Here is a 25787-nt window from a genome sequence, read left to right on the forward strand (position 1 = left end):
CGACTCTATTCAGGTTGGAAGCTCCATGGCCCTCGAACTCAAAATGCCCGCTTTGTCGCCGACGATGGAAGAGGGCACGCTCGCCAAATGGCTGGTCAAGGAAGGCGACACCGTGTCGTCGGGCGATATCCTGGCCGAGATCGAGACCGACAAGGCGACGATGGAATTCGAAGCCGTCGACGAAGGAACCGTGCTGAAGATCCTTGTCGCCGAAGGCACCGACGGGGTGAAGGTCGGCACGCCGATTGCGATGATCGGCGAGGAAGGCGAGACGGCGAGCGCTCCGGCTGCCGTACCTGCAGCTAAGGCCGAACCGAAGCCCGAGCCTGAAGTGGCCAAGGCCGCCGACCCCGCGCCGCCCGCCAAGGGTGGTGGCGAAACGCCGCCGGCGCCGGCTGCGCCGGCCAAGGCGTCGGATGGCGACCGCATCAAGGCGTCGCCGCTCGCGCGCCGCCTCGCCGAGGCGCAGGGCATCGACCTGTCGACTTTGAGCGGCAGCGGGCCCAATGGCCGCATCGTGCGTGCGGACCTTGGTTCGGCCGCGGGTGGCAAGGCGGCTGGCGGTGCGGCTGCCGCTCCGCAGGCAGCGGCCAGCGCGCCGGCACTGACCCCGCAGGTCGCGGCGGTCGATCCGGGCGATATCCCGCACGAAGTCGTCAAGCTTTCGAACATGCGCAAGACGATCGCGCGCCGCCTGTCGGAATCGAAGCAGCAGATCCCGCACATCTACCTCACCGTCGACATCAACCTCGACCGCCTGCTCAAGCTGCGCGGCGAGCTCAACGACGGCCTCAAGAACCGCGGCGTGAAGCTCAGCGTCAACGACATGCTGATCAAGGCGCTGGCGCTGTCGCTGATCGAAGTGCCGGAATGCAACGTCAGCTTCGGCGGCGACCAGTTGATCAAATATAGCCGCGCCGACATTTCGGTCGCGGTCAGCATTCCCAACGGCCTCATCACGCCGATCGTCGCCGGTGCGAACGACAAGACGCTGTCGAAGATTTCGACCGAAATGGGCGAGCTCGCGGGCCGCGCGAAGGAAGGCAAACTGGCGCCGCACGAATATCAGGGCGGGACCGCCAGCCTGTCGAACATGGGCATGTTCGGGATCAAGCAGTTCGAAGCGGTCATCAATCCGCCGCAGGCGATGATCATGGCCATCGGCGCGGGAGAAAAGCGTCCGTTCGTCGTCAACGACAGCCTGCAGATCGCGTCGATCATGTCGGCGACCGGCAGCTTCGACCACCGCGCCATCGACGGGGCCGACGGCGCGCGCCTGATGAAGGCGTTCCGCGAACTGTGCGAAAGCCCGATGGGGCTGGTGGCCTGACGATGCGGATCGCGGGTCTGGCCGGCTTGCTGCTGGCCATTTCCTCGACGGCCTCGCTCGCCGAATTCGAGCCTGGTTCGCTGGTGCCTTCCAAGCCCGGCGCAGTGATCGACGGCTGGACCGTCGACAACACCGGCATGGACAACAACAATGAATTCTACGTCGTGCTGAAAAAGGGCACGGCCTACCGGCTGGCTTGGATCGACCCGCTCGGCAACGTCGCGCAGGGCACGGTCGACCAGGTCGCGTTGCTGGCGGTCCAACCGACGGTGCGCCTGAAGGGCGAGGTCGGCGTGGCGGGCCCGGATTGTTCGAAGGGCAGCGAGCAACCGATTTTCGCTTTCTACAAGGCGGCGACTGGCAGTGCGCGCGGCTATTTCATCGAGAATGAGAAGATCGTGATGAAGCGCTGGAAGACCAAGCGTGCATTCTGCCAGAACACGGGCAGCTGATGGCGGAGCGCATCCCCCTGATCCGCGTCACCGCCATGCCGACCGACACCAACCCCTATGGCGGGGTGTTCGGCGGCTGGCTGATGAGCCAGATGGCGCTGGCGGCGGGGTCGCTCGCCTCGCGCACCGCCAAGGGCAAATGCGTCGTCGTCGCGGCGACAGACCTCAATTTCACTGGCGCGCCGTCGGTGGGTGACGAAATCTCGGTCTATGCCCATATCGCGCGGCAGGGCCGCAGCAGCATAACCATCAAGGCCGAGGCCGAAGCGCGCGAGCGCGACGGCGAGCGGACATTCGACATTGCGGCGGGGGTCTTCACCTTCGTCGCGCTGGACCAGAACGACAGGCCGCGGGCAATCGCGGCGGAGGAAGTGACCCATGGCTGACGCAACCTATGACCTCATCGTCCTCGGCAGTGGACCCGGCGGCTATGTCGCGGCGATCCGCGCCGCGCAGCTCGGCCTCAAGGTGGCGATCGTCGAACGCGAACTGCTCGGCGGCATCTGCCTCAACTGGGGCTGCATCCCGACCAAGGCGTTGCTGCGCTCGGCCGAAGTGTTCCACAACATGAAGCACGCCGCCGCCTATGGCCTGAAAGCGGAGAAGATCGAGGCCGATCTCGACGCGGTGGTGAAGCGCAGCCGCGGCGTCGCCAAGCAGCTCAATCAGGGCGTCACGCACCTGATGAAAAAGAACAAGATCACCGTGCACATGGGCACCGGTTTCCTGACCGCGCCGGGCAAGATCGATGTCACCAGCGAAAAGGGCAAGGAAAGCCTCACCGCCAAGCATATCATCGTCGCCACCGGCGCGCGGGCCCGCGACCTGCCGTTCGCGCCTGCCGACGGCAAGCGCATCTGGACCTATCGCCATGCCATGGTGCCGGCCGAAATGCCGACCGAATTGCTGGTCATCGGGTCGGGCGCGATCGGGATCGAGTTCGCCTCCTTCTACAACGACATGGGCGCCAAGGTGACCGTGGTCGAAATGATGGACCGCATCGTGCCGGTCGAGGACGCCGATGTCTCGGCCTTCCTCGAAAAGTCGCTGACCAAGCAGGGCCTGACGATCATGACCGGTGCCGGGATCGAAGGGCTGACGAGCGATGCCAAGGGCGTCACCGCCAAGATCAAAGGCAAGGATGGCAAGATTGCCGAGCAGAAGTTCAGCCATGCCATCGTCGCCATCGGCATCGTCCCCAACACCGAAAATATCGGGCTGGAACCGCTCGGCGTGAAAATGGAGCGCGGGATCATCGCCACCGACGGCCTGATGCGCACCAACGTGCCCGGCATCTGGGCGATCGGCGACGTGACCCCCGGCCCGTGGCTGGCGCACAAGGCGAGCCACGAAGGCGTCATCGCGGCCGAAGCGATCGCGCAGGCGCTCGGCAACAAGGATGTCCATCCCCACGCGATGGACAAGTCGAATATCCCGGGCTGCACCTACTGCCACCCGCAGGTCGCCAGCGTCGGCCTGACCGAGGCCAAGGCCAAAGAAGCGGGATACTCCGTCAAGGCTGGCACCTTCCCCTTTATTGGCAACGGCAAGGCGATCGCGCTGGGCGAGGCCGAAGGCTTCATCAAGACGGTGTTCGACGCCAAGACCGGCGAGCTTCTGGGCGCGCACATGGTCGGCGCGGAAGTCACCGAGCTGATCCAGGGCTACACCATCGGAAAGCAGGCCGAGCTGGTCGAGCAGGACTTCATGCAGACCGTTTTCCCGCACCCGACATTGAGCGAAATGATGCACGAAAGCGTGCTGGGCGCCTACGGACGCGCACTGCACATTTGATGTTAACCTGTTGATTAATGAAGTTTCTGTGCGAATAGTCCGATCCTCGGCCTTTCCGTTGTAGAGGAATGGCCATCGTTCGAGGGAGGATCGCATGAACCGAGTTCGACTAGCGTTTGCCGCAGCCTTGATGATCCCGCTGTCCGCACCTTTGTGGGCGCAGGCGGTGGTGCCAGTCCGCTTTCCGGCGGGACAAACCGGCACCGTCGTGACCGACCGCATCGTCGGTCGGCAGTTCAAGGATTATCGAGTCAATCTTCGCGCTGGCCAGATGCTCAGCGTCAATATGGCGACTGTCCGCGGCGCTCCCTATTTCAACGTCATTGAGCCTGGTGCGGGCGATGTGGCTGTCTTTGTCGGGTCGACCAGCGGTTCGAATTTTGAAATCCGAACCCGCATGAGCGGCGGATACACGGTTCGCGTTTATCAGATGCGGGCCGACGAACGTCGCGGCGCGATCGCGGCCTATCGTCTGTCGATCCGTGCTACCGGCGGCGCGGCGGCGCACCCGACCGCTCCGGCCCATCATCCCGCCGACGCCTTGGTCGCAGGCACGCCCTATCACGCGACGTCGATCATCCGCTGTCGGGCTTCTGCCGGCGCCGCGATGGGCCAATGCAAGGCGGGGGTGATCCGCCGTCCGGGTTCGGCCACGGTCCATCTCGACACGCCGGATGGCGGTGAACGAACCATCAACTTCCGCGACGGTCGCGCCGTATCGAGCGACGCGTCGGTGGCGATCCGTGTCACGCGGCAGGGCGACACCAGCGTCATCCGCATTGGCCAGTATGAATATTACGAAATCCCCGACGCGCTGCCGTTCGGCGGTTGACGCTGGACAGCCCCGCCGATGCCGCTAGGCATTGGCGGGGATGAGCCAGCAAGGACACGACAACCGAACCCTTTGGATCGCCTTCGCGGCGAATCTTGGCATTGCCGTGTCGAAGTTCGTCGCGGCGGCGATTACCGGATCCTCGGCAATGCTGACCGAGGGCGTCCACAGCGTCGTCGATTCGTCTAACCAACTGCTGCTGCTTTGGGGGCGAAAGGCATCGCGCCGCCCGCCCGACAAGCTCCACCCCTTCGGCTATGGCCGCGAACTTTATTTCTGGAGCTTCGTCGTCGCCGTGCTGGTGTTCGCGCTCGGCGCCGGCGTCTCGGTCTACGAAGGCATCGTGCATATTTCGAACCCCGAACCCGCAGTGTCGCCGATCATCGCGTTCGGGGTGCTCGGCATCGCCTTCCTGCTCGAAGGCGGGTCGACGGTCAGCGCGTTCAAGGATTTTCGCGCTGCCAAGGGACAACTCGGCTGGCTCCAGGCGGTACAGCGTTCGAAGGACCCGCCCGGCTTCATCGTCCTGCTCGAAAATGGCGCGGCGATGTTCGGCATCGTCGTCGCGGCGATCGGGCTCGGCATTTCCCTCGTCACCGGCGATCCGCGCTTCGACGGCGCGGCGTCGGTCGTCATCGGCCTGATCCTGGGCGTCACTGCTTTCCTGCTGGCCTATGAATCGAAGGCGCTGCTGATCGGCGAGGCGGCGGACCCGGAGATGGTCGATGCGCTGCGCGAGATGATCGAGCAGCGGCCCGGCGTTACCGCGGTCGGCGAAGTGCTGACCGTCCACTCTTCGCCCGACCAAGTGACCGCGATGGTGTCGGTCGATTTCGACGACGGCCAGTCGGCGCGCGACGTCGAACAACTGGTCTGGTCGATCGAGCGCGAGGCGGCGAACCGCTTCCCGTTGATCAAGCGCCTGTACCTCCGCCCCCGCGGCCACCCGCACGGCCTCGACGAATAGCTAGACTTCGCGCGGCGGCGCGCTAGCGTCGGGTCGTGACCCACGCCACCGGCACCCACCATTTCGTCCCGGACCCGCGCAACGCGGATGTGCTGATCGACATCAATGGAACGCACGTGCCGCGCCCGCAGGCGACGGTCAGCGTGTTCGACAGCGGTTTCATGCTGGGGGACGGGGTGTGGGAAGGGGTGCGCGTTCATCGCGGCAAGATCGCCTTCCTCGATCGACATCTCGACCGGCTGTGGCGCGGGGCCAAGGCGATCGCGATGGATGTCGGGATCACACGCAAGGAAATGGTGCGGCGACTCTATGCCGTGCTCGATGCCAACAAGATGGATGGCGACGGGGTTCACATTCGCCTGATGGTGACGCGCGGGATTCGTTCGACCCCTTACCAGGACCCGCGCGTGGTGATCTCGCCGGCGACCATCGTCATCATCCCCGAATGGAAGGCGCCGACGCCAGAAACGGCGACGCGCCTGCTGAAGCTGTTTACCGTCCACGTCCGCCGCGGCTATCCCGATGTGCAGGACCCCAAGCTCAATTCGCATTCGAAGCTCAACTGCATCACCGCCTGCATCCAGGCGGCGGAGGCGGGGGCGGACGAGGCGTTGATGCTCGACCCGCACGGTTTCGTCGCGACCTGCAATTCGGCGCATTTCTTCATCGTCCGCGGCGGCGAAATCTGGACGTCGAGCGGCGATTACTGCCTCGACGGGATCACCCGCGGGATGGTGATCGAGATTGCGCGCGAGGCGGGCATCCCGGTGTTCGAGCGCAACTTCAGCCTGACCGACGTCTATGGTGCGGACGAAGCGTTCACGACGGGCACCTTTGCCGGGGTGGCGCCGGTTGGCACGATCGACGGACGCCTGATCTCTTCGACGCGCGGGCCGATGGTCGAGCGGTTGCAGCAGCTCTATCTGGCGCGGCTGGAGCGCGACGTGGCGGAAGCCGACCGCCCTTGACCATCCGCATCGCCATGTGGTCCGGGCCGCGCAACCTGTCGACCGCGATGATGCGCAGCTTCGGAAGCCGCGCCGACACGGTGGTCAGCGACGAGCCCTTCTACGGCGCGTACCTCCGCACCACCGGCGACCCCCAGCCGATGGCCGACGAGGTGATGGCCTCGATGGATACCGACTGGCGGTCGGTGGCCGAGGCGATGGCTGGCCCACCGCCGGGCGATGCGCCGATCTGGTACCAGAAGCATATGGCGCATCATATGGAAGGCCCGGTGGGCCTTGGCGACATGCCCGGACTGACCAACTCCTTCCTGATCCGCGATCCAGCGCGGGTCGTCGCCAGCTACGCTGCCAAGCGGGTGAAGGTGCGGCCCGACCACCTCGGCACCGCGCGCCAGGTCGACTATTTCGAGCGCGAGGCCGACCGGCTGGGCAAGGCACCGCCGGTGATCGACAGCGCCGATGTGCTGCGCGATCCGGAAGGCACGCTGTCGCGCTTGTGCGAGGCACTCGGCATCCCGTTCGACCGCGCCATGCTGCGCTGGGAGCCGGGATACCGGCCGAGCGACGGCATCTGGGCGACGCACTGGTACGATTCGGTGATCGCATCGACCGGTTTCGGCCCGCCCGACGAGCGGCCGGTCGACCTCGATGACGAAGCCAAGGCAGTGGCCGATGCCTGCCGCGCCGACTATGAACATCTGTCCCGATTTGCCCTGAGGAGAACCGCATGACCGCTCGCCTGCTTGTTGCCGCCGTGTCGGCGATCGCCCTTGCCGCGCCGGCGATGGCGGAAAAGGTGGTGGTCACCGCGGACCGCTACCTCGACGTCCAGACCGGAAAATATGTCGAGCATCCGGCGATCTTCATCGGCGACGATGGACACATCACCTCGATCGCCGATGCGCGGACCGTCCGGTGGGGCGCCGACGTCCGGCAGATCGACCTTGGCGGCAAGACGCTCGTCCCCGGCCTGATCGACATGCACACGCACCTTGGGCCGGCCGACATCGGCGGCTATCGCTTCCTCGAATATACCGACAGCTTCTGGCCGATCGCGGCGGTGGGCACGGCACGCCAGATGCTTGACGGCGGGTTCACCACCATCCGCGTGGTGGGGTCGAGCGATTGGGAGGACGTCGGGCTGAAGCAGGCGATCGACAACGGCTATGCGGTCGGTCCGCGCATCGTCCCGGCTGGCCATGCGCTGGGCGCGACCGGCGGGCATTGCGACGACACCTATCTGCCGCCCAGCCTGCAGAAAAAGGGCAAGGAAGAAGGGATCGGCGACAGCCCCGAAGAGCTGAAATATCAGGTTCGCCGCCAGCGCAAGTTCGGGGCGGAGGTGATCAAGGTCTGCGCCACCGGCGGCGTCTTTTCGCGCGGCGACACGCCGGGCCAGCAGCAGCTGACGGTCGAAGAGCTTAAGGCGATCGCCGATGAAGCCCATATGCAGGGGCTGCGCGTCGCGGCCCACGCCCATGGCGCCAGCGGCATCCGCGCCGCGATCGAAGGCGGTATCGACACGATCGAACATGCCAGCCTGGTCGACGACGAAGGCATCCGCATGGCGCTGGCGCGCAAGCGCCCGGTCTGGTTTTCGATGGATATCAAGAACACCGACTACACCCAGGCCGAGGGCAGGAAGAACGGCGAGCTTGAGGAGAATATCCGCAAGGACCGCGAGATCGGGCAAATCCAGCGCGACAATTTCCGCAAGGCGACGAGGGCGGGCGTGCGCATGGTGTTCGGGTCGGACGCGGGGGTGATGCCGCACTGGATGGTGGGGCAGCAGTTCGCGACGATGGTCGAATATGGGATGACGCCGCTGCAGGCGATCCAGGCCGCGACCCGCAATGCCGCCGAAGCCCTGGGCCGCGACGATGTCGGCGTCATCGCCGTGGGACGGTATGGCGACCTCGTCGCGGTGACCGGCGATCCGACCGCCAACGTCCGCCTGCTCGAAAAACCGGACGCGGTAGTGAAGGGCGGCGCGCTGGTCGACAAGGCGCGCTAACGGCGCAGCGCGTCAGGCGATGACGCGCACGCCTTCCTTGGCCCATTCGCGGTCGACGTCGACGTCCCAGTCGGCCCATTGCTTGCGCGTGTGGCATTGTACGCGCTCGATCCGGGTGCCGGTCACCGCTTCGACCTTCAGGCAGTAGAGCGCCTGCTCGCTCGCCGGGGGCGCCCCCGCGTCAGTCGTCGGGGCGGGTTTCGACGCAGCGGCCGCGGTCGCCACGATCAGGGTTGCGGCAAGGACGATATTCCAGCGCATGTGCCAGCTCCTTCGCAGTCAGGGTGATGCGACTATAGCTGACGATTGTTCTGGTTGCGAGCAGAGCCGGTCGTTCGTCGAAATCACACCGCCATCGGCATTGCGGCGGATGACCCGCATCGCGGTACGGTATATACTGGCGACCATGCGGAACCGGGCATCTCTTTCCATCGCGCCGCTGGCGATCTGCCTGGCGATGCCGGCTTATGCCCAGGCCGATCCGGAGCCCGATTCGTCCAACGCGATCACCGTCGAGGGCAAACGCCAGACCATCGACCGTCAGGTCAAGGAAATGGCAAAGTCGATCGGCGAGCGGCCGCGGGCGGGAAAGCCGCTGGCCAAATTCTACGGCGAGCTGTGCATGGCGGTCTACGGCCTGCGCCGCGACGTCGCACTCGACTTCATCGACCGCGTCAATGCCAATGCGCAGCAGCTTGGCATCAAGGTCGGCGGCAAGGGCTGCACCGTCAACAGCTTCGTCGGCTTCGCCCGCGACAGCCGCTCGGCGCTTGGAGAGCTCAAGAGGAGCCATAGCTGGCTGTTCGACCAGCTGTACCGCTACGAGCAGAAACGCATCGGGCTTGGCAGCGGCGCGGTCCAAGCGTGGCATATCACGGAAGAAGTCGGCGAAAACGGACGGGCGATGGGTGTCGGACGCGACGACGCGATGCGAGAATTCAAGGTCAACACCGGTTATCGGGCGACGCGGCAGGGGCAGGCGATCCGCATCGAGCTTTCGGGCTCCATCGTCCTCATCGACAATCGCGTCGTGCCTGGCAAGACCGTGCAGCAGCTGGCCGACTATGCGTCGATGCGGATTTTCGCCTCGATCCGCGACCTCGACGAAGCCCCGGCCGGGTCGGTGGACACGATCCTGTCGCTGTTCGCCGACGATGCGCCGCCGCCCGGGCTGACGACCTTCGACCGGGCCTATCTCAATGGCCTCTACCGCCTGCCGGAATCGGCACAGAGCGGGGCCATCGGCGATGCGACGCGCGCGGCCTTCTGGCGTGAAAGGGACCAGCCGCAGGCTGACGGACAGTAGCGGCCTGTCAGGATCGGCTGCAGCCCGAATAGGGGTCGCGGAAAAGTTGACGCAAGGCGCGCCAACCCGTAAGGGGCCGCTCGTCCGAGACGGCAGCGATTCTCGCCTCGTGCCGGACAAGAGCTGAACATTGCTCAGGCGAACGCGAAGGCCGGTGACCCAAGGGTCGTCCGGATTTCGCGCTTTTGCCTTGGGCAAAAGTAACCGCCGGGGGCTTCCCGGCAAGGAAAGGTGAAGGCTTCATGCCGACGATTAACCAGCTGATCCGCAAGGGTCGCGACCCGCAGAAGGCCAAGTCGAAGGTCCCTGCGATGGAACAGAACCCGCAAAAGCGCGGCGTTTGCACTCGCGTTTACACCACCACCCCGAAGAAGCCGAACTCGGCGCTTCGCAAGGTTGCCAAGGTCCGCCTGACCAACCAGCGCGAAGTCATTTCGTACATTCCGGGTGAAGGCCACAACCTGCAGGAGCACTCGGTTGTGCTCATCCGCGGCGGCCGTGTGCGCGACCTTCCGGGCGTGCGTTACCACGTGCTGCGCGGCGTCCTCGACACGCAGGGCGTGAAGGACCGCAAGCAGTCCCGTTCGAAGTACGGCGCCAAGCGTCCGAAGTAAGCTGGTTTCGTCGGTCGCGCCGCGAGAACACGCGAAGCGCGCCGCTCTGAAAGGAATAGAATATGTCCCGTCGTCGTCGCCCAGAAAAGCGCGTCATCCTGCCGGATCCCAAGTTCGGCGATATCGTCCTGTCGAAGTTCATGAACAACATCATGCTCGACGGTAAGAAGTCGGTCGCGGAATCGATCGTCTACACCGCCCTCGACAATGTCGAAGCGCGCCTGAAGAAGGACCCGCTCGCGGTGTTCCACGAAGCGCTCGCCAACGTGAAGCCGGGTATCGAAGTCCGCAGCCGCCGCGTCGGCGGTGCGACCTACCAGGTCCCGGTCGAAGTCCGCGACGTCCGCGCCCAGGCGCTGGCCATCCGCTGGCTGATCTCGGCCGCTCGCGCTCGCAGCGAAAAGACCATGGCCGGCCGTCTGTCGGGCGAACTGATGGACGCCTCGCAGAACCGCGGCAACGCGGTGAAGAAGCGCGAAGACACGCACCGCATGGCGGAAGCGAACCGCGCCTTCTCGCACTACCGCTGGTAAAAAACGTCACTATATTCAGGGGGATCGGCACTGGGCCGGTCCTCCTACAGACTTAAGGAAGCTCCTGACATGGCCCGCAGCCATCCGCTCGAACGTTACCGCAACATCGGTATCATGGCGCACATCGACGCCGGCAAGACCACGACCACCGAGCGTATTCTTTATTACACCGGTAAGTCGTACAAGATCGGCGAAGTCCACGAAGGCTCGGCCACCATGGACTGGATGGAGCAGGAGCAGGAGCGCGGCATCACCATCACGTCGGCCGCGACGACCACGTTCTGGCAGGCCGAAGACGGCAAGGGTCCGGAACACCGGATCAACATCATCGACACCCCCGGCCACGTCGACTTCACCATCGAAGTCGAACGCTCGTTGCGCGTGCTCGACGGTGCGGTTGCGGTGTTCGACGGCGTTGCCGGCGTTGAGCCGCAGTCGGAGACCGTGTGGCGCCAGGCCGACAAGTATGGCGTTCCGCGGATGTGCTTCATCAACAAGCTCGACCGCACCGGCGCCGACTTCTATTACTGCGTCCAGTCGATCATCGACCGCCTCGGCGCGACCCCGCTCGTCATGTACCTCCCGATCGGCGCGGAAAGCGACCTCAAGGGCGTCGTCGACCTCGTCAACAACCGCGGCATCGTGTGGCAGGACGAAAGCCTGGGCGCGAAGTTCGACTATGTCGACATCCCCGCGGACATGGCCGACAAGGCCGCCGAATATCGCGAAAAGCTGATCGAACTCGCCGTCGAACAGGACGACGATGTCATGACCGCGTACCTCGAAGGCCAGGAGCCCGACGTCGCGACGATCAAGAAGCTGATCCGCAAGGGCACGCTCGCCCAGGCGTTCGTTCCGGTCACCTGCGGTTCGGCGTTCAAGAACAAGGGCGTCCAGCCGCTGCTCGACGCCGTCGTCGATTACATGCCGAGCCCGCTCGACATTCCGCCGATCAAGGGCGTCATCCCCGGCACCGACAAGGAAGACAGCCGTCCGTCGAGCGACGACGAGCCCTTCGCGGCGCTGGCCTTCAAGATCATGAACGACCCGTTCGTCGGCTCGCTCACCTTCTGCCGCATCTATTCGGGCAAGCTCAGCAAGGGCTCGGTCCTGAACTCGGTCAAGGACAAGAAGGAAAAGATCGGCCGTATGCTCCTTATGCATGCGAACAGCCGTGAAGACATCGAAGAAGCCTCGGCCGGCGACATCGTCGCCATCGCGGGCCTCAAGGAAACCACGACCGGCGACACGCTGTGCGCCGAAAAGGCCCCGATCATCCTGGAACGCATGGAATTCCCGGATCCGGTTATCGAATTGTCGGTGGAACCGAAGACCAAGGCCGACCAGGAACGCATGGGCATCGCGCTCAACCGCCTGGCTGCCGAAGATCCCTCGTTCCGCGTGTCGACCGATCATGAATCGGGCCAGACCATCATCAAGGGCATGGGCGAACTGCACCTCGACATTCTCGTCGATCGCATGAAGCGCGAGTTCAAGGTGGAAGCGAACGTCGGTGCGCCGCAGGTGGCCTACCGTGAATCGCTGGCGAAGCCGGTCGAGCTGACCTACACCCACAAGAAGCAGTCGGGTGGTTCGGGTCAGTTCGGTGAAGTCAAGATTGCGGTCGCTCCTGGCGAACGCGGCAGCGGCATCAACTTCATCGACGAGATCAAGGGCGGCAACATTCCGCGCGAATATATCCCGTCGGTCGAAAAGGGCATGCGCGAAACCGCCGAAACCGGCTCGCTGATCGGCTTCCCGATCATCGACTTCGACATCCGCCTGCTCGACGGTAAGTACCACGACGTCGACTCGTCGGCGCTGGCGTTCGAAATCGCCGGTCGCGGCGCGATGCGCGAAGCGGCCCAGAAGGCCGGTATCAAGCTGCTCGAGCCGGTGATGAAGGTGGAAGTCGTCACCCCTGAAGAATTCATGGGCGACGTTATCGGCGACCTGAACAGCCGCCGTGGCCAGATCCAGGGTACCGACAGCCGTGGTAATGCACAGGTCGTCGAAGCCATGGTCCCGCTGGCGAACATGTTCGGCTATGTGAACCAGCTGCGCTCGTTCACCCAGGGCCGCGCGCAGTACACCATGCAGTTCTCGCACTATGAAGAAGTGCCGCAGAACGTCGCTGACGAAGTGAAGGCGAAGCTGGCGTAACCGGAAAAACAAGGCTAAGGGCGCGTCCGCGAGGGCGGACGCAAGCCCGAGAATCAAGAGAAGAAGAGGCGTAAAATGGCGAAGGCAAAGTTTGAGCGGAACAAGCCGCACTGCAACATTGGCACCATCGGTCACGTCGACCACGGCAAGACCTCGCTGACCGCAGCGATCACCAAGGTCCTGGCCGAGGAAGGCCTGTCGCAGAAGGTCGACTTCGAAAACATCGACAAGGCGCCGGAAGAGCGCGAGCGCGGCATCACCATCTCGACCGCCCACGTCGAGTATGAAACCAAGGCGCGTCACTATGCGCACGTCGACTGCCCGGGTCACGCCGACTACGTCAAGAACATGATCACCGGTGCCGCCCAGATGGACGGCGCGATCCTGGTCGTGTCGGCCGCCGACGGTCCGATGCCGCAGACCAAGGAGCACATCCTGCTCGCGAAGCAGGTCGGCGTTCCGACCATGGTCGTCTTCCTCAACAAAGTCGACCAGGTTGACGATCCCGAACTGCTCGAACTCGTCGAGCTGGAAATCCGTGAAGAACTGTCGAAGCGCGAATTCGACGGCGACAACATTCCGATCGTCGCGGGTTCGGCTCTGGCCGCCCTCGAAGATTCGAACAAGGAAATCGGTCACGACGCGATCCTGAAGCTCATGGACGCCGTCGACACCTGGATCCCGCAGCCGGAACGCCCGCTCGACAAGCCGTTCCTGATGCCGATCGAAGACGTGTTCTCGATCTCGGGTCGTGGCACCGTCGTGACCGGCCGCGTCGAAACCGGCGTCATCAAGGTTGGTGAAGAAGTCGAAATCGTCGGCATCAAGGACACCAAGAAGACCGTCGTCACCGGCGTCGAAATGTTCCGCAAGCTGCTCGACCAGGGTGAAGCCGGCGACAACATCGGTGCGCTGATCCGCGGCGTCGGCCGTGAAGAAGTCGAACGTGGCCAGGTCCTCGCCAAGCCGGGTTCGATCACCCCGCACACCGAGTTCAAGGCGAACGTCTACGTCCTGTCGAAGGACGAAGGCGGCCGTCACACCCCGTTCTTCGCGAACTACCGTCCGCAGTTCTACTTCCGCACGACCGACGTGACGGGTGAAGTACAGCTGCCGGAAGGCACCGAAATGGTCATGCCGGGCGACAACGTCTCGCTGGGCGTGAAGCTGATCGCTCCGATCGCCATGGACGAAGGTCTGCGCTTCGCGATCCGCGAAGGCGGCCGTACCGTCGGCGCAGGGGTTGTCGGCACCATCGTTAAGTAATATAGGGCGCGGGCCGCGCGATTCTCTCGGGAATTGCGCGGCCCTCGCTTTACGAGTTTTTTGGGTAAGCCGGCGTTCAGGCCGAAAGGTCTAGAGGCAGCCGACTTGCTCGTTTTTGTTTGTCCGATCCGCGTGAGCGGTGACGACTTGGCTCTTTCGCATCGGTAAGTGGACATGGAAACGCAGAACATCCGGATTCGTCTCAAGGCTTTTGACCATCGTGTGCTCGATCAGGCCACCGGGGACATCGCCGACACCGCTCGCCGGACGGGTGCTCTCATTCGCGGCCCCATTCCGCTGCCGACGCGCATCGAGAAGTTCACCGTCAACCGTTCGCCGCACGTCGACAAGAAGTCGCGCGAACAGTTCGAGGTCCGCACCTACAAGCGCCTGCTGGACATCGTTCAGCCGACCCCGCAGACGGTCGACGCGCTGATGAAGCTCGACCTCGCAGCAGGGGTGGACGTAGAGATCAAGCTGGCCTAAGGGGCTGGCACCGCAGCGGTTCTGGAGATTCGCTGCACCGACCTTCGGGTCAAAGTTTCGGTCCCAACGGCAACGGGACCTGTCCTTTAAGGACTGATCGCCGCGCTCATGCGTCGCGGCATCGGATCAAGGGATACCGCGGAGCGCCTTCACGGGCACTCCGGCCTGCGTCCCCCGCATCCCGCCTTACAGCGGGAATGGCCCAAGCGGGGGCACGCATCACATTTCGGGCCGGCACGCCCCAAGCCGTCGCAAGGCGGGGAGGGGCCTCTGTTGGGAGTGTAGATCATGCGCACTGGCGTGATCGCTAAGAAAATGGGGATGACCCGCATCTTCCAGGCGGACGGACGGCATGTGCCGGTCACCGTTCTGCAGCTGGAAGACGTCCAGGTCGTCGCCCGCCGCGAACAAGACAAGGACGGCTACACCGCCGTCGCTCTGGGTGCAGGCACTGCGAAGGCGAAGAATGTCGCCAAGCCGCAGCGCGCCGCCTTCGGCAAGGCCGAAGTCGAGCCCAAGGCCAAGGTGGTTGAATTCCGCGTCGCCGAGGATGCTCTCCTCGACGTCGGCGCGACCATCACCGCCGATCACTTCGTTGCCGGCCAGCTGGTCGATATCCAGGGCGTGACCCAGGGTAAGGGCTTTGCCGGCGCCATGAAGCGCTGGGGCTTCGGTGGTCTTCGCGCTACCCACGGCGTCTCCGTCTCGCACCGTTCGCACGGTTCGACCGGTAACCGCCAGGATCCGGGCCGCGTCTTCAAGAACAAGAAGATGGCCGGTCACATGGGCGCCCGCAACCGCACCCAGCAGAACCTCGAAATCGTGCGCACCGACGCCGAGCGCGGCCTGCTGTTCGTCAAGGGCTCGGTGCCCGGCTCGAAGGGTGGCTGGCTGACCGTCCAGGACGCCGTCAAGCTGCCGCGCCACGCGGACGCTCCTTATCCGGCCGGTCTCAAGACCGCCGGCAACAACAACGCTTCGGAAGAGCCGCAGGTCGAAACGACCGCGCCGGCCACCGACGAAAGCACGGAAGGCTAAGCGATGAAGGTCAAGGTTCAGACCCTCGACGCCAAGGCTGGCGGCGACATCCAGCTCGACGAAACCGTGTTCGGTGTCGAGCCGCGCGCCGACATCCTGCACCGCGTCGTCACCTGGCAGCTCATCAACCGTCGCGCCCCGGCGCGTGCGGCTCGCGAGCGCAGCGACGTTGCCCGCACCGGCAAGAAGTTCGGTCGCCAGAAGGGCGGCGGTACGGCTCGTCACGGCGATCGCCGCGCACCGATCTTCATCGGCGGCGGTAAGGCGCACGGCCCGCGTGCCCGCGTCTTCACCTCGAGCCTCAACAAGAAGGTTCGCGCGCTCGGTCTCAAGATGGCGCTCTCGGCGAAGGCCAAGGGTGGCAATCTGATCGTGCTCGAAGACCTCGACATGGGCAAGGAAGCCAAGACCAAGGCGCTTCAGGCCAAGCTGGGCAAGCTCGGCTTCGGCAAGACCGCGCTGGTCATCGATGGTGACGCGCTCAACGTCGGTTTCGCCCGCGCTTCGTCGAACCTGGAAGGTCTCAACCTTCTGCCGGCGATCGGTGCGAACGTTTACGACATCATGCGCCACGAGACGCTGGTCCTGACCCGCGCCGCGGTTGAAAAGCTGGAGGCCCGGTTCAATGGCTAAGAAGCCTGCCACTCAGGCGGTTGAAAACCGTCACTACGACGTGCTGGTCGCCCCGCACATCACCGAAAAGACGACCATGGCGTCGGAATTCAATGCGGTGGTGTTCAAGGTTGCCGGTACGGCGTCGAAGCCGCAGATCAAGGCCGCGGTCGAAGCGATCTATGGCGTCACCGTCAAGAACGTGAACACGCTGGTCGCCAAGGGCAAGACCAAGCGCTGGAAGGGTGCTCCCTACAAGCGTTCGGACGTCAAGAAAGCGATCGTCACGCTGGCCGAAGGCCAGTCGATCGACATCACGAGCGGGATCTAACCGATGGCACTCAAGCAATATAAGCCGACGAGCCCGGCCCGCCGTGGCCTGGTCCTCGTCGACAAGTCGTCGCTCTGGAAGGGCAAGCCCGTCAAGGCGCTGACCGAAGGCAAGCGCAAGACCGGTGGCCGTAACAACAAGGGCCATGTGACCTCGCGCGGTATCGCCGGCGGTCACAAGCAGAAGTACCGGATCATCGACTTCAAGCGTCGCACCTGGGACGTGACCGGCACGGTCGAACGTCTCGAGTATGACCCGAACCGTTCGGCGTTCATCGCGCTCATCACCTACGAAGGTGGCGAACAGGCCTACATCATCGCGCCGCAGCGTCTCGCTCCGGGCGACAAGGTCGTCGCCGGCAAGAAGGTCGACGTGAAGCCGGGCAATGCGATGGAAATCGGTCAGATGCCGGTCGGCACGATCGTCCACAACGTGGAAATGAAGCCGGGCAAAGGCGGCCAGATCGCTCGCGCCGCCGGCACCTACGTCCAGGTTGTCGGTCGCGACAAGGGCATGGTGATCGTTCGCCTGAACTCGGGCGAGCAGCGCTACATCCGCTCCGACTGCATGGCCACCGTCGGCGCCGTGTCGAACCCCGACAACGGCAACCAGACGCTGGCCAAGGCCGGTCGCAATCGCTGGCTCGGCCGTCGTCCGCTCACCCGCGGCGTCGCCAAGAACCCGGTCGACCACCCGCACGGCGGTGGTGAAGGCCGCACCTCGGGCGGCCGTCACCCGGTCACCCCGTGGGGCAAGCCGACCAAGGGCGCCCGCACTCGTCACAACAAGGCAACGGACAAGTTCATCATCCGTAGCCGTCACGCCAAGAAGAAGGGCTAATCGAGATGGCTCGTTCCGTTTGGAAAGGTCCGTTCGTCGAGCTGTCGCTGCTGAAGAAGGCGGAAGCCGCTCAGGAAGCCGGTGGCCGCGCGCCGATCAAGACCTGGTCGCGCCGCTCGACCATCCTGCCGCAGTTCGTCGGCCTGACCTTCAATGTCTACAACGGCCGCAAGTTCGTGCCGGTGTCGGTCAACGAAGAAATGGTCGGCATGAAGCTTGGTGAATTTGCGCCGACGCGCTTCTTCCCGGGCCACGCCGCCGACAAGAAGGGTAAGCGCTAATGAGCAAGCCTAAGAGCCCCCGCAAGGTCGGCGAAAAGGAAGCGCTGGCGACCGGAACCATGATCCGTGGTTCGGCCCGCAAGCTCAACCTGGTTGCCGGTCTGATCCGCGGCCGCAAGGTCGAAGAGGCCCTGAACATCCTCAAGTTCAGCCCGAAGGGCATGAGCGAAGATGTCTACAAGGTCCTCGCCTCGGCCGTCGCCAATGCCGAAAACAACCACAACCTCGACGTCGACAGCCTGGTCGTCGCCGAAGCGTCGGTCGGCAAGTCGATCACCATGAAGCGTTTCGCGACCCGCGCCCGCGGCCGCTCGACCCGTATCGAGAAGCCGTTCAGCCGCCTTCGCGTCGTCGTTCGCGAGCAGGAAGAAGCGTAATGGGTCAGAAGTCGTCTCCCGTCGGTCTGCGCCTGCAGATCAACCGCACCTGGGACAGCCGCTGGTTCGCTGAAGGCCAGGACTATGGCAAGCAGCTGCTCGAGGATCTCAAGATCCGCCAGTTCATCATCAAGTCGCTGCCGCAGGCCGCGATTTCGAAGGTGGTCATCGAGCGTCCGGCCAAGCTGTGCCGCGTGTCGATCTATGCCGCCCGCCCGGGCGTCATCATCGGCAAGAAGGGTTCGGACATCGAAAAGCTGAAGAAGCAGCTGGCCAAGATGACCGGCGCTGATGTCAGCCTCAACATCGTCGAAATCCGCAAGCCGGAAATCGACGCTCGCCTCGTCGCTCAGGGCGTGGCCGACCAGCTGGAGCGCCGCGTGGCGTTCCGCCGCGCCATGAAGCGTGCGGTGCAGTCGGCTCTCCGTCTTGGTGCGGAAGGCATTCGTATCACCTGCTCGGGCCGTCTGGGTGGCGCGGAAATCGCGCGCACCGAATGGTACCGCGAGGGTCGCGTTCCGCTGCACACGCTGCGTGGTAACGTCGATTACGCCGAAGCGCAGGCGCACACCGCTTACGGTGTCTGCGGCGTGAAGGTGTGGGTCTTCAAGGGCGAAATCCTTGGTCATGACCCGCTCGCGCAGGATCGTTTGATGATGGAAGCGCAGACCTCGGGCGTTCGCCCGATGCGCGACGATCGCCGCTAAGGAACACTTGAGATGCTGCAACCGAAACGCACCAAGTTCCGCAAGGCCTTCAAGGGTCGCATCCACGGCAATGCCAAGGGTGGCACGGAGCTCAACTTCGGCGCCTTTGGCCTCAAGGCCATGGAGCCGGAGCGGATCACCGCCCGCCAGATCGAAGCGGCCCGCCGCGCGATCACCCGCCACATCCGCCGTCAGGGCCGTTTGTGGATCCGCATTTTCCCGGACGTGCCCGTCTCGTCGAAGCCGGCCGAAGTCCGCATGGGCTCGGGTAAGGGTTCGCCGGAATTCTGGGTCGCCCGCGTGAAGCCGGGTCGTATCCTGTTCGAGCTGGACGGCGTTCCCGGCCCGCTCGCCAAGACCGCCTTCGAACGCGCCGCTGAAAAGCTGCCGATCAAGGTCAAGGTCGTCGCCCGCCTGGGTGAAACGCTGGTTGAAGAGGACTAAGTCATGGCCAAGAAAGACGATCTGAAGGTCAAGACCGACGACCAGCTCGCTACGCAGCTCTCCGAGCTGAAGCGCGAGCAGTTCAACCTGCGCTTCCAGGCTGCCACCAACCAGCTCGAGAAGCCGAGCCGCGTGCGCGAAGTTCGTCGCACGATCGCCCGGATCAAGACGCTGCAGACCGCTCGCACCAGCGACGCGGCCAAGGCGTAAGGAGTATTTGAGATGCCGAAGCGCGTCCTCACTGGCACCGTGGTGTCGGACAAGGGTGACAAGACGGTTGTGGTCCGTGTCGAACGTCGGGTGAAGCACCCGCTGTACGGCAAGATCATCAAGCTGTCGAAGAAGTATCACGCTCATGACGCGGACAACCAGTTCCGTGAAGGTGAGCAGGTTCGCATTCAGGAATGCGCGCCGATTTCGAAGAAGAAGAGCTGGACGGTTGTCGAGCGCATCGGTGCTGCCCCCGCGGCAGTCGCCGAAGCCGACGCTTAACAGCGCTGTTGGGTAAGAAGGGACTACTGCCATGATCCAAATGCAGTCGAACCTCGACGTTGCCGACAACAGCGGCGCGAAGCGTGTCCAGTGCATCAAGGTACTGGGCGGCTCCAAGCGCCGCACTGCCGGCGTCGGCGACATCATCGTCGTCAGCGTCAAGGAAGCCGCTCCGCGCGGCCGCGTGAAGAAGGGTGACGTTCACCGTGCGGTGATCGTTCGTACCGCCAAGGACATTCGTCGTCCGGACGGTACGGTCATCCGTTTCGACACCAATGCGGCCGTGCTGGTGAACAAGAACGAAGAACCGATCGGCACCCGTATTTTCGGCCCGGTGGTTCGTGAGCTGCGCGCGAAGAAGCACATGAAGATCATCTCGCTCGCGCCGGAGGTGCTGTAATGTCGGCCGCCAAGATCAAGAAGGGTGACAAGGTCATCGTCCTGTCCGGCAAGGACAAGGGCAAGACCGGCGACGTCGCCAAGGTCCTGGTCAAGGACTCCAAGGTTGTCGTGTCGGGCGTGAACATCGCGACCCGCCACAAGAAGCCGAACCAGCTCCAGCAGGGCGGTCTCGAGCGTACCGAAGCGCCGCTGCACATCTCGAACGTCGCGCTTGTCGACCCGAAGGATGGCAAGGCGACCCGCGTCCGCTTCGAAACCTCGAAGGACGGCAAGAAGGTTCGCGTTTCGGCGCGCACCGGGGAGAAGATCGATGGCTGACGCGAAGAAGTACACTCCGCGCCTCAAGAAGGACTATGACGAGCGCATCGCCAAGGCGATGACCGAAAAGTTCGGCTACAAGAACTCGCTTGAAGTTCCGAAGCTGGAAAAGATCGTCATCAACATGGGCGTTGGTGAAGCGACCCAGGACAAGAAGAAGGTCGAACAGGCCGCTGCCGAAATGGAAAAGATCGCTGGCCAGAAGCCGGTGATCACCAAGGCGAAGAAGTCGATCGCGCAGTTCAAGCTGCGTGAAGGCATGCCGATCGGTTGCAAGGTCACGCTCCGTCGTGAACGCATGTTCGAATTCCTCGACCGCTTGGTGACCATTGCGTTGCCGCGCGTTCGCGACTTCCGTGGCCTCAACCCGAAGTCGTTCGACGGCCGTGGCAACTATGCCATGGGCCTGAAGGAACAGATCGTGTTCCCGGAAATCAACTATGACCAGATCGACAAGGTCCGGGGCATGGACATCATCATCACCACGACCGCGAAGACGGACGAAGAAGCGCGCGAACTGCTGCGTCTCTTCAACTTCCCGTTCCCGGCCGAGGCCCAGAAGGAAGCCGCGTAAGCGGCGTTGGAGAACTTAAGTCATGGCGAAACTGAGTTCCGTGAACAAGAACGAGCGTCGCAAGAAGCTCGTCGAAAAGACCCAGGCCAAGCGCGAAAAGCTGCTGGCCAAGGCAAACGATAAGTCGCTCGACGAAACCGAGCGCCTGATCGCGCGCCTCAAGATGGCGGAGCTGCCGCGCAACGGCAATCCGACCCGTATTCGCAACCGTTGTGAGCTGACCGGCCGTTCGCGCGGCTACTATCGCAAGTTCCGCCTGTCGCGGATCATGCTTCGGGAATTGGGCAATAAGGGCCTGATCCCGGGTCTCACGAAGTCGAGCTGGTAAGGGCACGCATATGCCGATGACCGATCCCCTGGGTGATATGCTCACCCGCATCCGCAATGGCCAGCAGGCGCGCAAGGATTCGATCCTGACGCCGGCTTCGAAGCTGCGTGCCCACGTCCTCGACGTGCTCCAGCGCGAAGGCTATATCCGCGGTTATTCCGAAGAAGAGCTTGCCGGCCAGAAGGGCCTGCGCATCGAGCTCAAATATTTTGAAGGCCAGCCGGCGATCCAGCATCTGGTTCGCGTGTCGAAGCCGGGCCGTCGAGTCTATTCGGGCTCGAAGGAACTCCCGCGCATTCGCAACGGCCTCGGCATCACCATCGTCTCGACGCCGCGCGGCGTTCTCAGCGACACTGAGGCCCGCGACCAGAACGTCGGCGGCGAAGTGCTGGCGGAGGTGTTCTAATGAGCCGCATTGGTAAAAAGCCGGTCGCGATCCCGTCGGGCGTCACCGCCACGATCGAGGGCTCGACCCTGACCGTGAAGGGTCCGAAGGGCACCCTCAGCATGGCGCTGATGGATGACCTCGTTTCCTACAAGGTCGAAGACGGCCAGATCAGCGTGCAGCCGATCGTTCCCGCGCAGCGCAACCGCGCCGCTTGGGGCATGCAGCGCACCAACGTCCAGAACCTGGTCACCGGCGTGACCGAGGGCTTCTCGAAGGTCCTCGAAATCACCGGCGTCGGCTACCGCGCTCAGGCCCAGGGCAAGACCCTGAAGCTGCAGCTCGGCTACAGCCACGACGTGAACGTCACGGTGCCCGAAGGTCTTGAGGTCAAGACCCCGGACAACACCACCGTCGAAATCAGCGGCATCGATCGCCAGAAGGTTGGCCAGCTGGCCGCCGAGATCCGCCGTTGGCGCAAGCCGGAGCCCTACAAGGGCAAGGGTATCAAGTATCGCGGCGAGTATATCTTCCGCAAAGAAGGCAAGAAGAAGTAAGCCATGGCGAAACTCTCTCTCTTCGATCGCCGCAAGCGCCGTGTCCGCACCGCGCTTCGTGCGCGCGCTGCCGGCAAGCCCCGCCTGTCGGTTCACCGTTCGGGCAAGCACATCTATGCCCAGGTCATCGACGATGCCGCCGGCAAGACGCTGGCCGCCGCTTCGACCCTGGACAAGGACGTGAAGGCCAAGACCGGCGCGACCTCCGAGGCCGCTGCGGCTGTTGGCAAGGCGCTTGCCGCCAAGGCCAAGAAGGCCGGCGTGTCGGCCGTCGTGTTCGACCGCGGTGGCTTCCTTTTCCATGGCCGCGTCAAGGCGCTGGCCGATGCTGCCCGCGAAGGCGGACTGGAGTTCTAAATGGCTGAGAACGAAACCCCGCAGGTGGAAGAGACCACCGCAGCTCCGGCCGAGAACGCCGAAGTCCAGGCAGACGCCGGTCAGACCGAAGGTCGCGGTCCGCGCGGCCGTGGTCGTGGCGGCCGTGACGGCGGCCGTGGCGGACGTGACGGTGGCCGTGGCCGCCGCGACGATCGCCGTGGCAACCGCGAAGAAGAAGGCGAAGAGCTGATCGAGAAGCTGGTTCACATCAACCGCGTCTCGAAGACCGTCAAGGGCGGTAAGCGCTTCGGTTTCGCCGCGCTGGTCGTGGTTGGCGACGGCAAGGGCCGCGCCGGCTTCGGTCACGGCAAGGCTCGCGAAGTGCCGGAAGCCATTTCGAAGGCGACCGCGGCGGCCAAGAAGGCCATGATCCGCGTTCCGCTGAAGGATGGCCGTACGCTTCACCATGACGGCAAGGGCCACTTCGGCGCCGGCAAGGTGACCGTTCGTACCGCCCCGTCGGGTACCGGCATCATCGCCGGCGGTCCGATGCGCGCCGTGTTCGAAAGCCTTGGCGTCCATGACGTGGTCACCAAGTCGGTCGGCACCTCGAACCCGTACAACATGATCCGCGCGACGTTCGAAGCGCTCAAGGATCAGACCAGCCCGCGCTCGGTCGCCCAGCGCCGTGGCAAGAAGGTCGCTGACCTTCTCGGCCGTGGTGGCATGGACAAGGCCGAAGCCGAAGCGACCGCCGACGCGGTCACGGAGTAATCATCATGGCGAAGATTAAGATCACGCAGACCGGTTCGCCGATCCGCCGCCACAAGACCCAGCGGGCGACCCTCGTCGGCCTGGGCCTCAACAAGATGCACCGCACGGTTGAGGTCGAAGCCACGCCGGAAGTGCTCGGCCAGGTGCGCAAGGTCGCGCACCTGCTCAAGGTCGAAGACTAATCAACTGAGTATTGAGGCCGGGGACGCAGCGCGTTCCCGGCTTCATGCGCGACAAAAGCGAAAGCGAGTGCACACATGACCATCAAGATCAACGAACTCCGCGACAACGACGGCGCCCGCAAGGGTCGCGTTCGCGTCGGCCGTGGTATCGGTTCGGGCGTCGGCAAGACCGCCGGCCGCGGCCAGAAGGGCCAGAAGAGCCGTTCAGGCGTTTCCATCAAGGGCTTCGAAGGCGGCCAGATGCCGCTGCACATGCGCCTGCCGAAGCGCGGCTTCAACAACATCTTCGCCAAGGATTATGCCGAGGTGAACCTGGGCGCGATCCAGAAGATGATCGACGCCAAGAAGCTCGACACCAAGGGCGTGCTCGACCATGACGCGCTGAAGGCCGCTGGCCTGGCCCGCGGTGGCAAGGACGGCGTCCGCCTGCTCGGCAAGGGTGAGCTCAAGACCAAGGTCAGCTTCAAGGTCGCCGGCGCGTCGAAGGGCGCGATCGAAGCGGTCGAAAAGGCCGGTGGCAAGGTCGAGATCCTCGAAAAGAAGGATCCGGCTGCGCTGGCCGCTGCCAAGAAGGGCAAGACCCGCGACGCCAAGCTGGCCGCCAAGGCCGCGAAGTAAGCTACGGCTTTTCGCGCCAAGGGGGCTTCGCAACAGGCTTCCAGTGACTATATCGGGCGGCGGGGGGCTAAACAGCCCGTCGCCGCCTGTTACTTTCTAGGGAATATCGATGGCATCCGCAGCCGAACAACTGGCTTCCAACATTTCGCTGGCAAGCTTCACCAAGGCGACCGAGCTGAAGAAGCGGCTCTGGTTCACCCTTGGTGCCCTCATCCTGTTCCGCCTGCTGTCCCACGTTCCCATCCCGGGCATCGATCCGCGCGCGCTGGCCAACCTGTTCCAGACGCAGCAGGGCGGCGTGCTCGACTTCTTCAACACCTTCTCGGGCGGCAGCCTGTCGCGCATGTCGATCATTGCGCTCGGCGTCATGCCCTACATCACGGCCTCGATCGTCGTTCAGCTGGCCGGTTCGCTCTACGAGCCGTGGAAGCAGCTGAAGAAGGAAGGTGAGACCGGCCGCAAGAAGCTGAACCAGTACACCCGTTACCTGACGGTGCTCCTGACCACGGTGCAGGGCTATTTCATCGCCCGCGGGCTTGAAGGCCTTGCCGCCACGCAGGGCATTGCCGCAGTGGTCGAACCGGGCATGCTATTCCGGGTGACCGCGACCATCAGCCTCGTCGGCGGCACGCTGTTCCTGATGTGGATCGGCGAACAGATCACCAGCCGCGGCATCGGCAACGGCGTCTCGCTGATCATCATGGCCGGCATCGTCGCCTCGCTGCCGCTGCACCTTGCGCAGCTGTTCGAAGGCGGCCGCAGCGGCACCATGGATCCGCTGCTCGTGTTCGGCATCGTCATCGGCGTCATCGCGCTGGTGCTGTTCATCTGCTTCATGGAGCGCGCCCAGCGCCGCGTCCTGATCCAGTATCCCAAGCGCGCCACCGCGCGCGGCATGATGCAGCAGGACCGCAGCCACCTTCCGCTCAAGCTCAACACCGCCGGCGTCATCCCGCCGATCTTCGCCTCGTCGCTGCTGCTGATGCCGCTGACGGTGCTGCAGTTCGCGGGTGGCAATTCGGCCAATCCGGGTGCGGGCGGCAGCGAATGGCTGATCACCATCAGCACCTACCTGCGTCACGGCGCGCCGCTCTACCTCGCGCTCTACGCGTTCGGCATCATCTTCTTCTGCTTCTTCTACACCGCGGTGCAGTTCAATTCGGAAGAAACGGCCGAAAACCTCAAGCGCCATGGCGGCTTCATTCCGGGCGTCCGTCCGGGCAAGGCGACCGAGGAATATTTCGATTCGCTGCTGAACCGCATCACCGTCATCGGTGCGGCCTATCTCACCACCATCTGCCTCATCCCGGAAATCGCGCTGAGCCAGGCGGGCGTGCCTTTCTACCTTGGTGGCACCAGCCTGCTGATCGTCGTCAACGTGACGATGGATACGGTCAGCCAGATCCAGAGCCACTTGATCGCGCACCAATATGGCGATTTGATCAAGAAGGCGAAGTTGAAGGGCGGCCGCCGCGGCTAAGCGG

Annotated in this window: 37 protein-coding genes; 36 read left to right on the forward strand and 1 reads right to left on the reverse strand. The window is 64.0% G+C overall.

The window, feature by feature from the left end; genetic code table 11:
- The first annotated feature begins 25 nt into the window (after nt 1-25).
- From G570_RS05025 to G570_RS05065, 9 genes are all read left to right on the forward strand, one after another.
- A complete protein-coding gene (locus G570_RS05025) occupies nt 26-1330 on the forward strand; it encodes a pyruvate dehydrogenase complex dihydrolipoamide acetyltransferase (protein ID WP_037499759.1) in 1305 nt (434 codons plus the stop codon).
- Nucleotides 1300-1782 carry a hypothetical protein gene (locus tag G570_RS05030; RefSeq protein ID WP_156930327.1) on the forward strand — a complete coding sequence of 161 codons (483 nt, stop codon included), beginning with the start codon at nt 1300-1302 and terminating at the stop codon, nt 1780-1782. Before G570_RS05025 ends, G570_RS05030 begins: the two co-directional genes overlap by 31 nt.
- Entirely contained in the window at nt 1782-2168 is a 387-nt protein-coding gene (locus G570_RS05035; RefSeq protein ID WP_037499763.1) for an acyl-CoA thioesterase, read from the forward strand. The genes G570_RS05030 and G570_RS05035 overlap by 1 nt, the downstream gene beginning before the upstream one ends.
- On the forward strand, nt 2161-3576 hold the full coding sequence (lpdA, locus tag G570_RS05040; protein ID WP_037499765.1) for a dihydrolipoyl dehydrogenase: 1416 nt from the start codon (nt 2161-2163) through the stop codon (nt 3574-3576). The genes G570_RS05035 and lpdA overlap by 8 nt, the downstream gene beginning before the upstream one ends.
- A 94-nt stretch (nt 3577-3670) precedes the next feature.
- A complete protein-coding gene (locus G570_RS13135; RefSeq protein WP_156930328.1) occupies nt 3671-4408 on the forward strand; it encodes a hypothetical protein in 738 nt (245 codons plus the stop codon).
- 40 nt (nt 4409-4448) lie between these two features.
- A complete protein-coding gene (locus G570_RS05050) occupies nt 4449-5375 on the forward strand; it encodes a cation diffusion facilitator family transporter (RefSeq protein ID WP_037499767.1) in 927 nt (308 codons plus the stop codon).
- Nucleotides 5376-5410: 35 nt separating this feature from the next.
- Nucleotides 5411-6343, forward strand: coding sequence for an aminotransferase class IV (locus G570_RS05055; protein WP_037499769.1), 933 nt, complete (start codon nt 5411-5413; stop codon nt 6341-6343).
- Nucleotides 6340-7074, forward strand: coding sequence for a sulfotransferase-like domain-containing protein (locus G570_RS05060; protein ID WP_037499770.1), 735 nt, complete (start codon nt 6340-6342; stop codon nt 7072-7074). The genes G570_RS05055 and G570_RS05060 overlap by 4 nt, the downstream gene beginning before the upstream one ends.
- A complete protein-coding gene (locus G570_RS05065) occupies nt 7071-8357 on the forward strand; it encodes a Xaa-Pro dipeptidase (RefSeq protein ID WP_037499771.1) in 1287 nt (428 codons plus the stop codon). The genes G570_RS05060 and G570_RS05065 overlap by 4 nt, the downstream gene beginning before the upstream one ends.
- Nucleotides 8358-8369: 12 nt before the next feature.
- Here G570_RS05065 and G570_RS05070 read toward each other — a convergent pair whose 3' ends face one another.
- The gene (locus G570_RS05070) at nt 8370-8618 is read right to left on the reverse strand and encodes a hypothetical protein (protein WP_037499773.1); all 249 of its coding nucleotides are present in this window, start codon (nt 8616-8618) and stop codon (nt 8370-8372) included.
- 109 nt (nt 8619-8727) lie between these two features.
- Between G570_RS05070 and G570_RS05075 the strand changes: the two genes are divergently transcribed.
- The 27 genes from G570_RS05075 (at nt 8728) to secY (ending at nt 25783) form a co-directional block, all read left to right on the forward strand.
- Nucleotides 8728-9663 (forward strand): hypothetical protein, encoded by a 936-nt coding sequence (locus tag G570_RS05075; protein ID WP_037499775.1) that lies wholly within the window; start codon nt 8728-8730, stop codon nt 9661-9663.
- A 242-nt stretch (nt 9664-9905) separates the two neighbouring features.
- Nucleotides 9906-10277, forward strand: coding sequence for a 30S ribosomal protein S12 (gene rpsL / locus G570_RS05080; protein WP_037499777.1), 372 nt, complete (start codon nt 9906-9908; stop codon nt 10275-10277).
- Between the two features lie 62 nt (nt 10278-10339).
- Entirely contained in the window at nt 10340-10810 is a 471-nt protein-coding gene (gene rpsG, locus G570_RS05085) for a 30S ribosomal protein S7 (RefSeq protein ID WP_037499779.1), read from the forward strand.
- Nucleotides 10811-10879: 69 nt separating this feature from the next.
- Nucleotides 10880-12973 (forward strand): elongation factor G, encoded by a 2094-nt coding sequence (gene fusA / locus G570_RS05090; protein ID WP_037499781.1) that lies wholly within the window; start codon nt 10880-10882, stop codon nt 12971-12973.
- 75 nt (nt 12974-13048) lie between these two features.
- The gene (tuf, locus tag G570_RS05095) at nt 13049-14239 is read left to right on the forward strand and encodes an elongation factor Tu (protein WP_037499783.1); all 1191 of its coding nucleotides are present in this window, start codon (nt 13049-13051) and stop codon (nt 14237-14239) included.
- A gap of 174 nt (nt 14240-14413) precedes the next feature.
- Nucleotides 14414-14725, forward strand: a complete 312-nt coding sequence (gene rpsJ, locus G570_RS05100) for a 30S ribosomal protein S10 (protein WP_028969184.1) — start codon at nt 14414-14416, stop codon at nt 14723-14725.
- Nucleotides 14726-15013: 288 nt separating this feature from the next.
- The gene (rplC, locus tag G570_RS05105) at nt 15014-15763 is read left to right on the forward strand and encodes a 50S ribosomal protein L3 (RefSeq protein ID WP_037499786.1); all 750 of its coding nucleotides are present in this window, start codon (nt 15014-15016) and stop codon (nt 15761-15763) included.
- A gap of 3 nt (nt 15764-15766) precedes the next feature.
- On the forward strand, nt 15767-16396 hold the full coding sequence (rplD, locus tag G570_RS05110; protein WP_037499788.1) for a 50S ribosomal protein L4: 630 nt from the start codon (nt 15767-15769) through the stop codon (nt 16394-16396).
- On the forward strand, nt 16389-16706 hold the full coding sequence (locus G570_RS05115; RefSeq protein ID WP_037499791.1) for a 50S ribosomal protein L23: 318 nt from the start codon (nt 16389-16391) through the stop codon (nt 16704-16706). Before rplD ends, G570_RS05115 begins: the two co-directional genes overlap by 8 nt.
- A gap of 3 nt (nt 16707-16709) precedes the next feature.
- Nucleotides 16710-17546, forward strand: a complete 837-nt coding sequence (gene rplB, locus G570_RS05120) for a 50S ribosomal protein L2 (RefSeq protein WP_037499793.1) — start codon at nt 16710-16712, stop codon at nt 17544-17546.
- 5 nt (nt 17547-17551) lie between these two features.
- Entirely contained in the window at nt 17552-17827 is a 276-nt protein-coding gene (gene rpsS / locus G570_RS05125; protein WP_037499796.1) for a 30S ribosomal protein S19, read from the forward strand.
- Nucleotides 17827-18204, forward strand: coding sequence for a 50S ribosomal protein L22 (rplV, locus tag G570_RS05130; protein ID WP_037499798.1), 378 nt, complete (start codon nt 17827-17829; stop codon nt 18202-18204). Before rpsS ends, rplV begins: the two co-directional genes overlap by 1 nt.
- On the forward strand, nt 18204-18911 hold the full coding sequence (gene rpsC, locus G570_RS05135; RefSeq protein ID WP_037499801.1) for a 30S ribosomal protein S3: 708 nt from the start codon (nt 18204-18206) through the stop codon (nt 18909-18911). Before rplV ends, rpsC begins: the two co-directional genes overlap by 1 nt.
- Nucleotides 18912-18923: 12 nt before the next feature.
- Nucleotides 18924-19355 (forward strand): 50S ribosomal protein L16, encoded by a 432-nt coding sequence (gene rplP / locus G570_RS05140; protein ID WP_037499803.1) that lies wholly within the window; start codon nt 18924-18926, stop codon nt 19353-19355.
- A gap of 3 nt (nt 19356-19358) precedes the next feature.
- Nucleotides 19359-19565 carry a 50S ribosomal protein L29 gene (gene rpmC, locus G570_RS05145; RefSeq protein ID WP_037499806.1) on the forward strand — a complete coding sequence of 69 codons (207 nt, stop codon included), beginning with the start codon at nt 19359-19361 and terminating at the stop codon, nt 19563-19565.
- A 12-nt stretch (nt 19566-19577) separates the two neighbouring features.
- Nucleotides 19578-19847, forward strand: a complete 270-nt coding sequence (gene rpsQ / locus G570_RS05150) for a 30S ribosomal protein S17 (protein WP_037499808.1) — start codon at nt 19578-19580, stop codon at nt 19845-19847.
- A gap of 31 nt (nt 19848-19878) precedes the next feature.
- Nucleotides 19879-20247, forward strand: coding sequence for a 50S ribosomal protein L14 (gene rplN, locus G570_RS05155; protein ID WP_037499811.1), 369 nt, complete (start codon nt 19879-19881; stop codon nt 20245-20247).
- Nucleotides 20247-20567: a 50S ribosomal protein L24 gene (gene rplX / locus G570_RS05160; protein WP_037499814.1), complete on the forward strand. Its 321-nt coding sequence runs from the start codon at nt 20247-20249 to the stop codon at nt 20565-20567. Before rplN ends, rplX begins: the two co-directional genes overlap by 1 nt.
- Nucleotides 20560-21141: a 50S ribosomal protein L5 gene (rplE, locus tag G570_RS05165; RefSeq protein ID WP_037499817.1), complete on the forward strand. Its 582-nt coding sequence runs from the start codon at nt 20560-20562 to the stop codon at nt 21139-21141. Before rplX ends, rplE begins: the two co-directional genes overlap by 8 nt.
- 22 nt (nt 21142-21163) lie before the next feature.
- Nucleotides 21164-21469: a 30S ribosomal protein S14 gene (gene rpsN / locus G570_RS05170; RefSeq protein ID WP_037499820.1), complete on the forward strand. Its 306-nt coding sequence runs from the start codon at nt 21164-21166 to the stop codon at nt 21467-21469.
- A 10-nt stretch (nt 21470-21479) separates the two neighbouring features.
- Nucleotides 21480-21875, forward strand: coding sequence for a 30S ribosomal protein S8 (gene rpsH, locus G570_RS05175; RefSeq protein ID WP_037499823.1), 396 nt, complete (start codon nt 21480-21482; stop codon nt 21873-21875).
- A complete protein-coding gene (gene rplF, locus G570_RS05180) occupies nt 21875-22411 on the forward strand; it encodes a 50S ribosomal protein L6 (protein WP_037499827.1) in 537 nt (178 codons plus the stop codon). Before rpsH ends, rplF begins: the two co-directional genes overlap by 1 nt.
- Nucleotides 22412-22414: 3 nt before the next feature.
- On the forward strand, nt 22415-22768 hold the full coding sequence (gene rplR, locus G570_RS05185) for a 50S ribosomal protein L18 (protein ID WP_037499830.1): 354 nt from the start codon (nt 22415-22417) through the stop codon (nt 22766-22768).
- The gene (gene rpsE / locus G570_RS05190; RefSeq protein ID WP_037499832.1) at nt 22769-23503 is read left to right on the forward strand and encodes a 30S ribosomal protein S5; all 735 of its coding nucleotides are present in this window, start codon (nt 22769-22771) and stop codon (nt 23501-23503) included.
- A gap of 5 nt (nt 23504-23508) precedes the next feature.
- Nucleotides 23509-23685 carry a 50S ribosomal protein L30 gene (gene rpmD, locus G570_RS05195; protein WP_037499835.1) on the forward strand — a complete coding sequence of 59 codons (177 nt, stop codon included), beginning with the start codon at nt 23509-23511 and terminating at the stop codon, nt 23683-23685.
- Nucleotides 23686-23766: 81 nt separating this feature from the next.
- On the forward strand, nt 23767-24303 hold the full coding sequence (rplO, locus tag G570_RS05200) for a 50S ribosomal protein L15 (RefSeq protein ID WP_051504521.1): 537 nt from the start codon (nt 23767-23769) through the stop codon (nt 24301-24303).
- 109 nt (nt 24304-24412) lie between these two features.
- A complete protein-coding gene (secY, locus tag G570_RS05205; protein WP_037499840.1) occupies nt 24413-25783 on the forward strand; it encodes a preprotein translocase subunit SecY in 1371 nt (456 codons plus the stop codon).
- The last annotated feature ends 4 nt before the right edge of the window (nt 25784-25787 follow it).

It is taken from the genome of Sphingomonas jaspsi DSM 18422 (assembly GCF_000585415.1).
Classification (GTDB): Bacteria; Pseudomonadota; Alphaproteobacteria; order Sphingomonadales; family Sphingomonadaceae; genus Sphingomicrobium; species Sphingomicrobium jaspsi.

Bases quoted from the DNA above. Each gene is read 5' to 3' on its own strand.
- rplX (WP_037499814.1), top strand. From the start codon at position 20,247: ATGTCGGCCGCCAAGATCAAGAAGGGTGACAAGGTCATCGTCCTGTCC.
- G570_RS05035 (WP_037499763.1), top strand. From the start codon at position 1,782: ATGGCGGAGCGCATCCCCCTGATCCGCGTCACCGCCATGCCGACCGAC.
- rplF (WP_037499827.1), top strand. From the start codon at position 21,875: ATGAGCCGCATTGGTAAAAAGCCGGTCGCGATCCCGTCGGGCGTCACC.
- rpsJ (WP_028969184.1), top strand. From the start codon at position 14,414: ATGGAAACGCAGAACATCCGGATTCGTCTCAAGGCTTTTGACCATCGT.
- rplN (WP_037499811.1), top strand. From the start codon at position 19,879: ATGATCCAAATGCAGTCGAACCTCGACGTTGCCGACAACAGCGGCGCG.
- fusA (WP_037499781.1), top strand. From the start codon at position 10,880: ATGGCCCGCAGCCATCCGCTCGAACGTTACCGCAACATCGGTATCATG.
- rplR (WP_037499830.1), top strand. From the start codon at position 22,415: ATGGCGAAACTCTCTCTCTTCGATCGCCGCAAGCGCCGTGTCCGCACC.
- rplP (WP_037499803.1), top strand. From the start codon at position 18,924: ATGCTGCAACCGAAACGCACCAAGTTCCGCAAGGCCTTCAAGGGTCGC.
- rpsS (WP_037499796.1), top strand. From the start codon at position 17,552: ATGGCTCGTTCCGTTTGGAAAGGTCCGTTCGTCGAGCTGTCGCTGCTG.
- rplB (WP_037499793.1), top strand. From the start codon at position 16,710: ATGGCACTCAAGCAATATAAGCCGACGAGCCCGGCCCGCCGTGGCCTG.
- rpsC (WP_037499801.1), top strand. From the start codon at position 18,204: ATGGGTCAGAAGTCGTCTCCCGTCGGTCTGCGCCTGCAGATCAACCGC.
- rpmC (WP_037499806.1), top strand. From the start codon at position 19,359: ATGGCCAAGAAAGACGATCTGAAGGTCAAGACCGACGACCAGCTCGCT.
- rplE (WP_037499817.1), top strand. From the start codon at position 20,560: ATGGCTGACGCGAAGAAGTACACTCCGCGCCTCAAGAAGGACTATGAC.
- rpsQ (WP_037499808.1), top strand. From the start codon at position 19,578: ATGCCGAAGCGCGTCCTCACTGGCACCGTGGTGTCGGACAAGGGTGAC.
- G570_RS05070 (WP_037499773.1), bottom strand. From the start codon at position 8,618: ATGCGCTGGAATATCGTCCTTGCCGCAACCCTGATCGTGGCGACCGCG.
- G570_RS05025 (WP_037499759.1), top strand. From the start codon at position 26: ATGGCCCTCGAACTCAAAATGCCCGCTTTGTCGCCGACGATGGAAGAG.
- rpsL (WP_037499777.1), top strand. From the start codon at position 9,906: ATGCCGACGATTAACCAGCTGATCCGCAAGGGTCGCGACCCGCAGAAG.
- rplD (WP_037499788.1), top strand. From the start codon at position 15,767: ATGAAGGTCAAGGTTCAGACCCTCGACGCCAAGGCTGGCGGCGACATC.
- G570_RS13135 (WP_156930328.1), top strand. From the start codon at position 3,671: ATGAACCGAGTTCGACTAGCGTTTGCCGCAGCCTTGATGATCCCGCTG.
- rpmD (WP_037499835.1), top strand. From the start codon at position 23,509: ATGGCGAAGATTAAGATCACGCAGACCGGTTCGCCGATCCGCCGCCAC.
- rplV (WP_037499798.1), top strand. From the start codon at position 17,827: ATGAGCAAGCCTAAGAGCCCCCGCAAGGTCGGCGAAAAGGAAGCGCTG.
- G570_RS05065 (WP_037499771.1), top strand. From the start codon at position 7,071: ATGACCGCTCGCCTGCTTGTTGCCGCCGTGTCGGCGATCGCCCTTGCC.
- rpsH (WP_037499823.1), top strand. From the start codon at position 21,480: ATGCCGATGACCGATCCCCTGGGTGATATGCTCACCCGCATCCGCAAT.
- G570_RS05115 (WP_037499791.1), top strand. From the start codon at position 16,389: ATGGCTAAGAAGCCTGCCACTCAGGCGGTTGAAAACCGTCACTACGAC.
- rpsG (WP_037499779.1), top strand. From the start codon at position 10,340: ATGTCCCGTCGTCGTCGCCCAGAAAAGCGCGTCATCCTGCCGGATCCC.
- lpdA (WP_037499765.1), top strand. From the start codon at position 2,161: ATGGCTGACGCAACCTATGACCTCATCGTCCTCGGCAGTGGACCCGGC.
- G570_RS05050 (WP_037499767.1), top strand. From the start codon at position 4,449: ATGAGCCAGCAAGGACACGACAACCGAACCCTTTGGATCGCCTTCGCG.
- rplC (WP_037499786.1), top strand. From the start codon at position 15,014: ATGCGCACTGGCGTGATCGCTAAGAAAATGGGGATGACCCGCATCTTC.
- rpsE (WP_037499832.1), top strand. From the start codon at position 22,769: ATGGCTGAGAACGAAACCCCGCAGGTGGAAGAGACCACCGCAGCTCCG.
- tuf (WP_037499783.1), top strand. From the start codon at position 13,049: ATGGCGAAGGCAAAGTTTGAGCGGAACAAGCCGCACTGCAACATTGGC.
- rpsN (WP_037499820.1), top strand. From the start codon at position 21,164: ATGGCGAAACTGAGTTCCGTGAACAAGAACGAGCGTCGCAAGAAGCTC.
- secY (WP_037499840.1), top strand. From the start codon at position 24,413: ATGGCATCCGCAGCCGAACAACTGGCTTCCAACATTTCGCTGGCAAGC.
- G570_RS05075 (WP_037499775.1), top strand. From the start codon at position 8,728: ATGACCCGCATCGCGGTACGGTATATACTGGCGACCATGCGGAACCGG.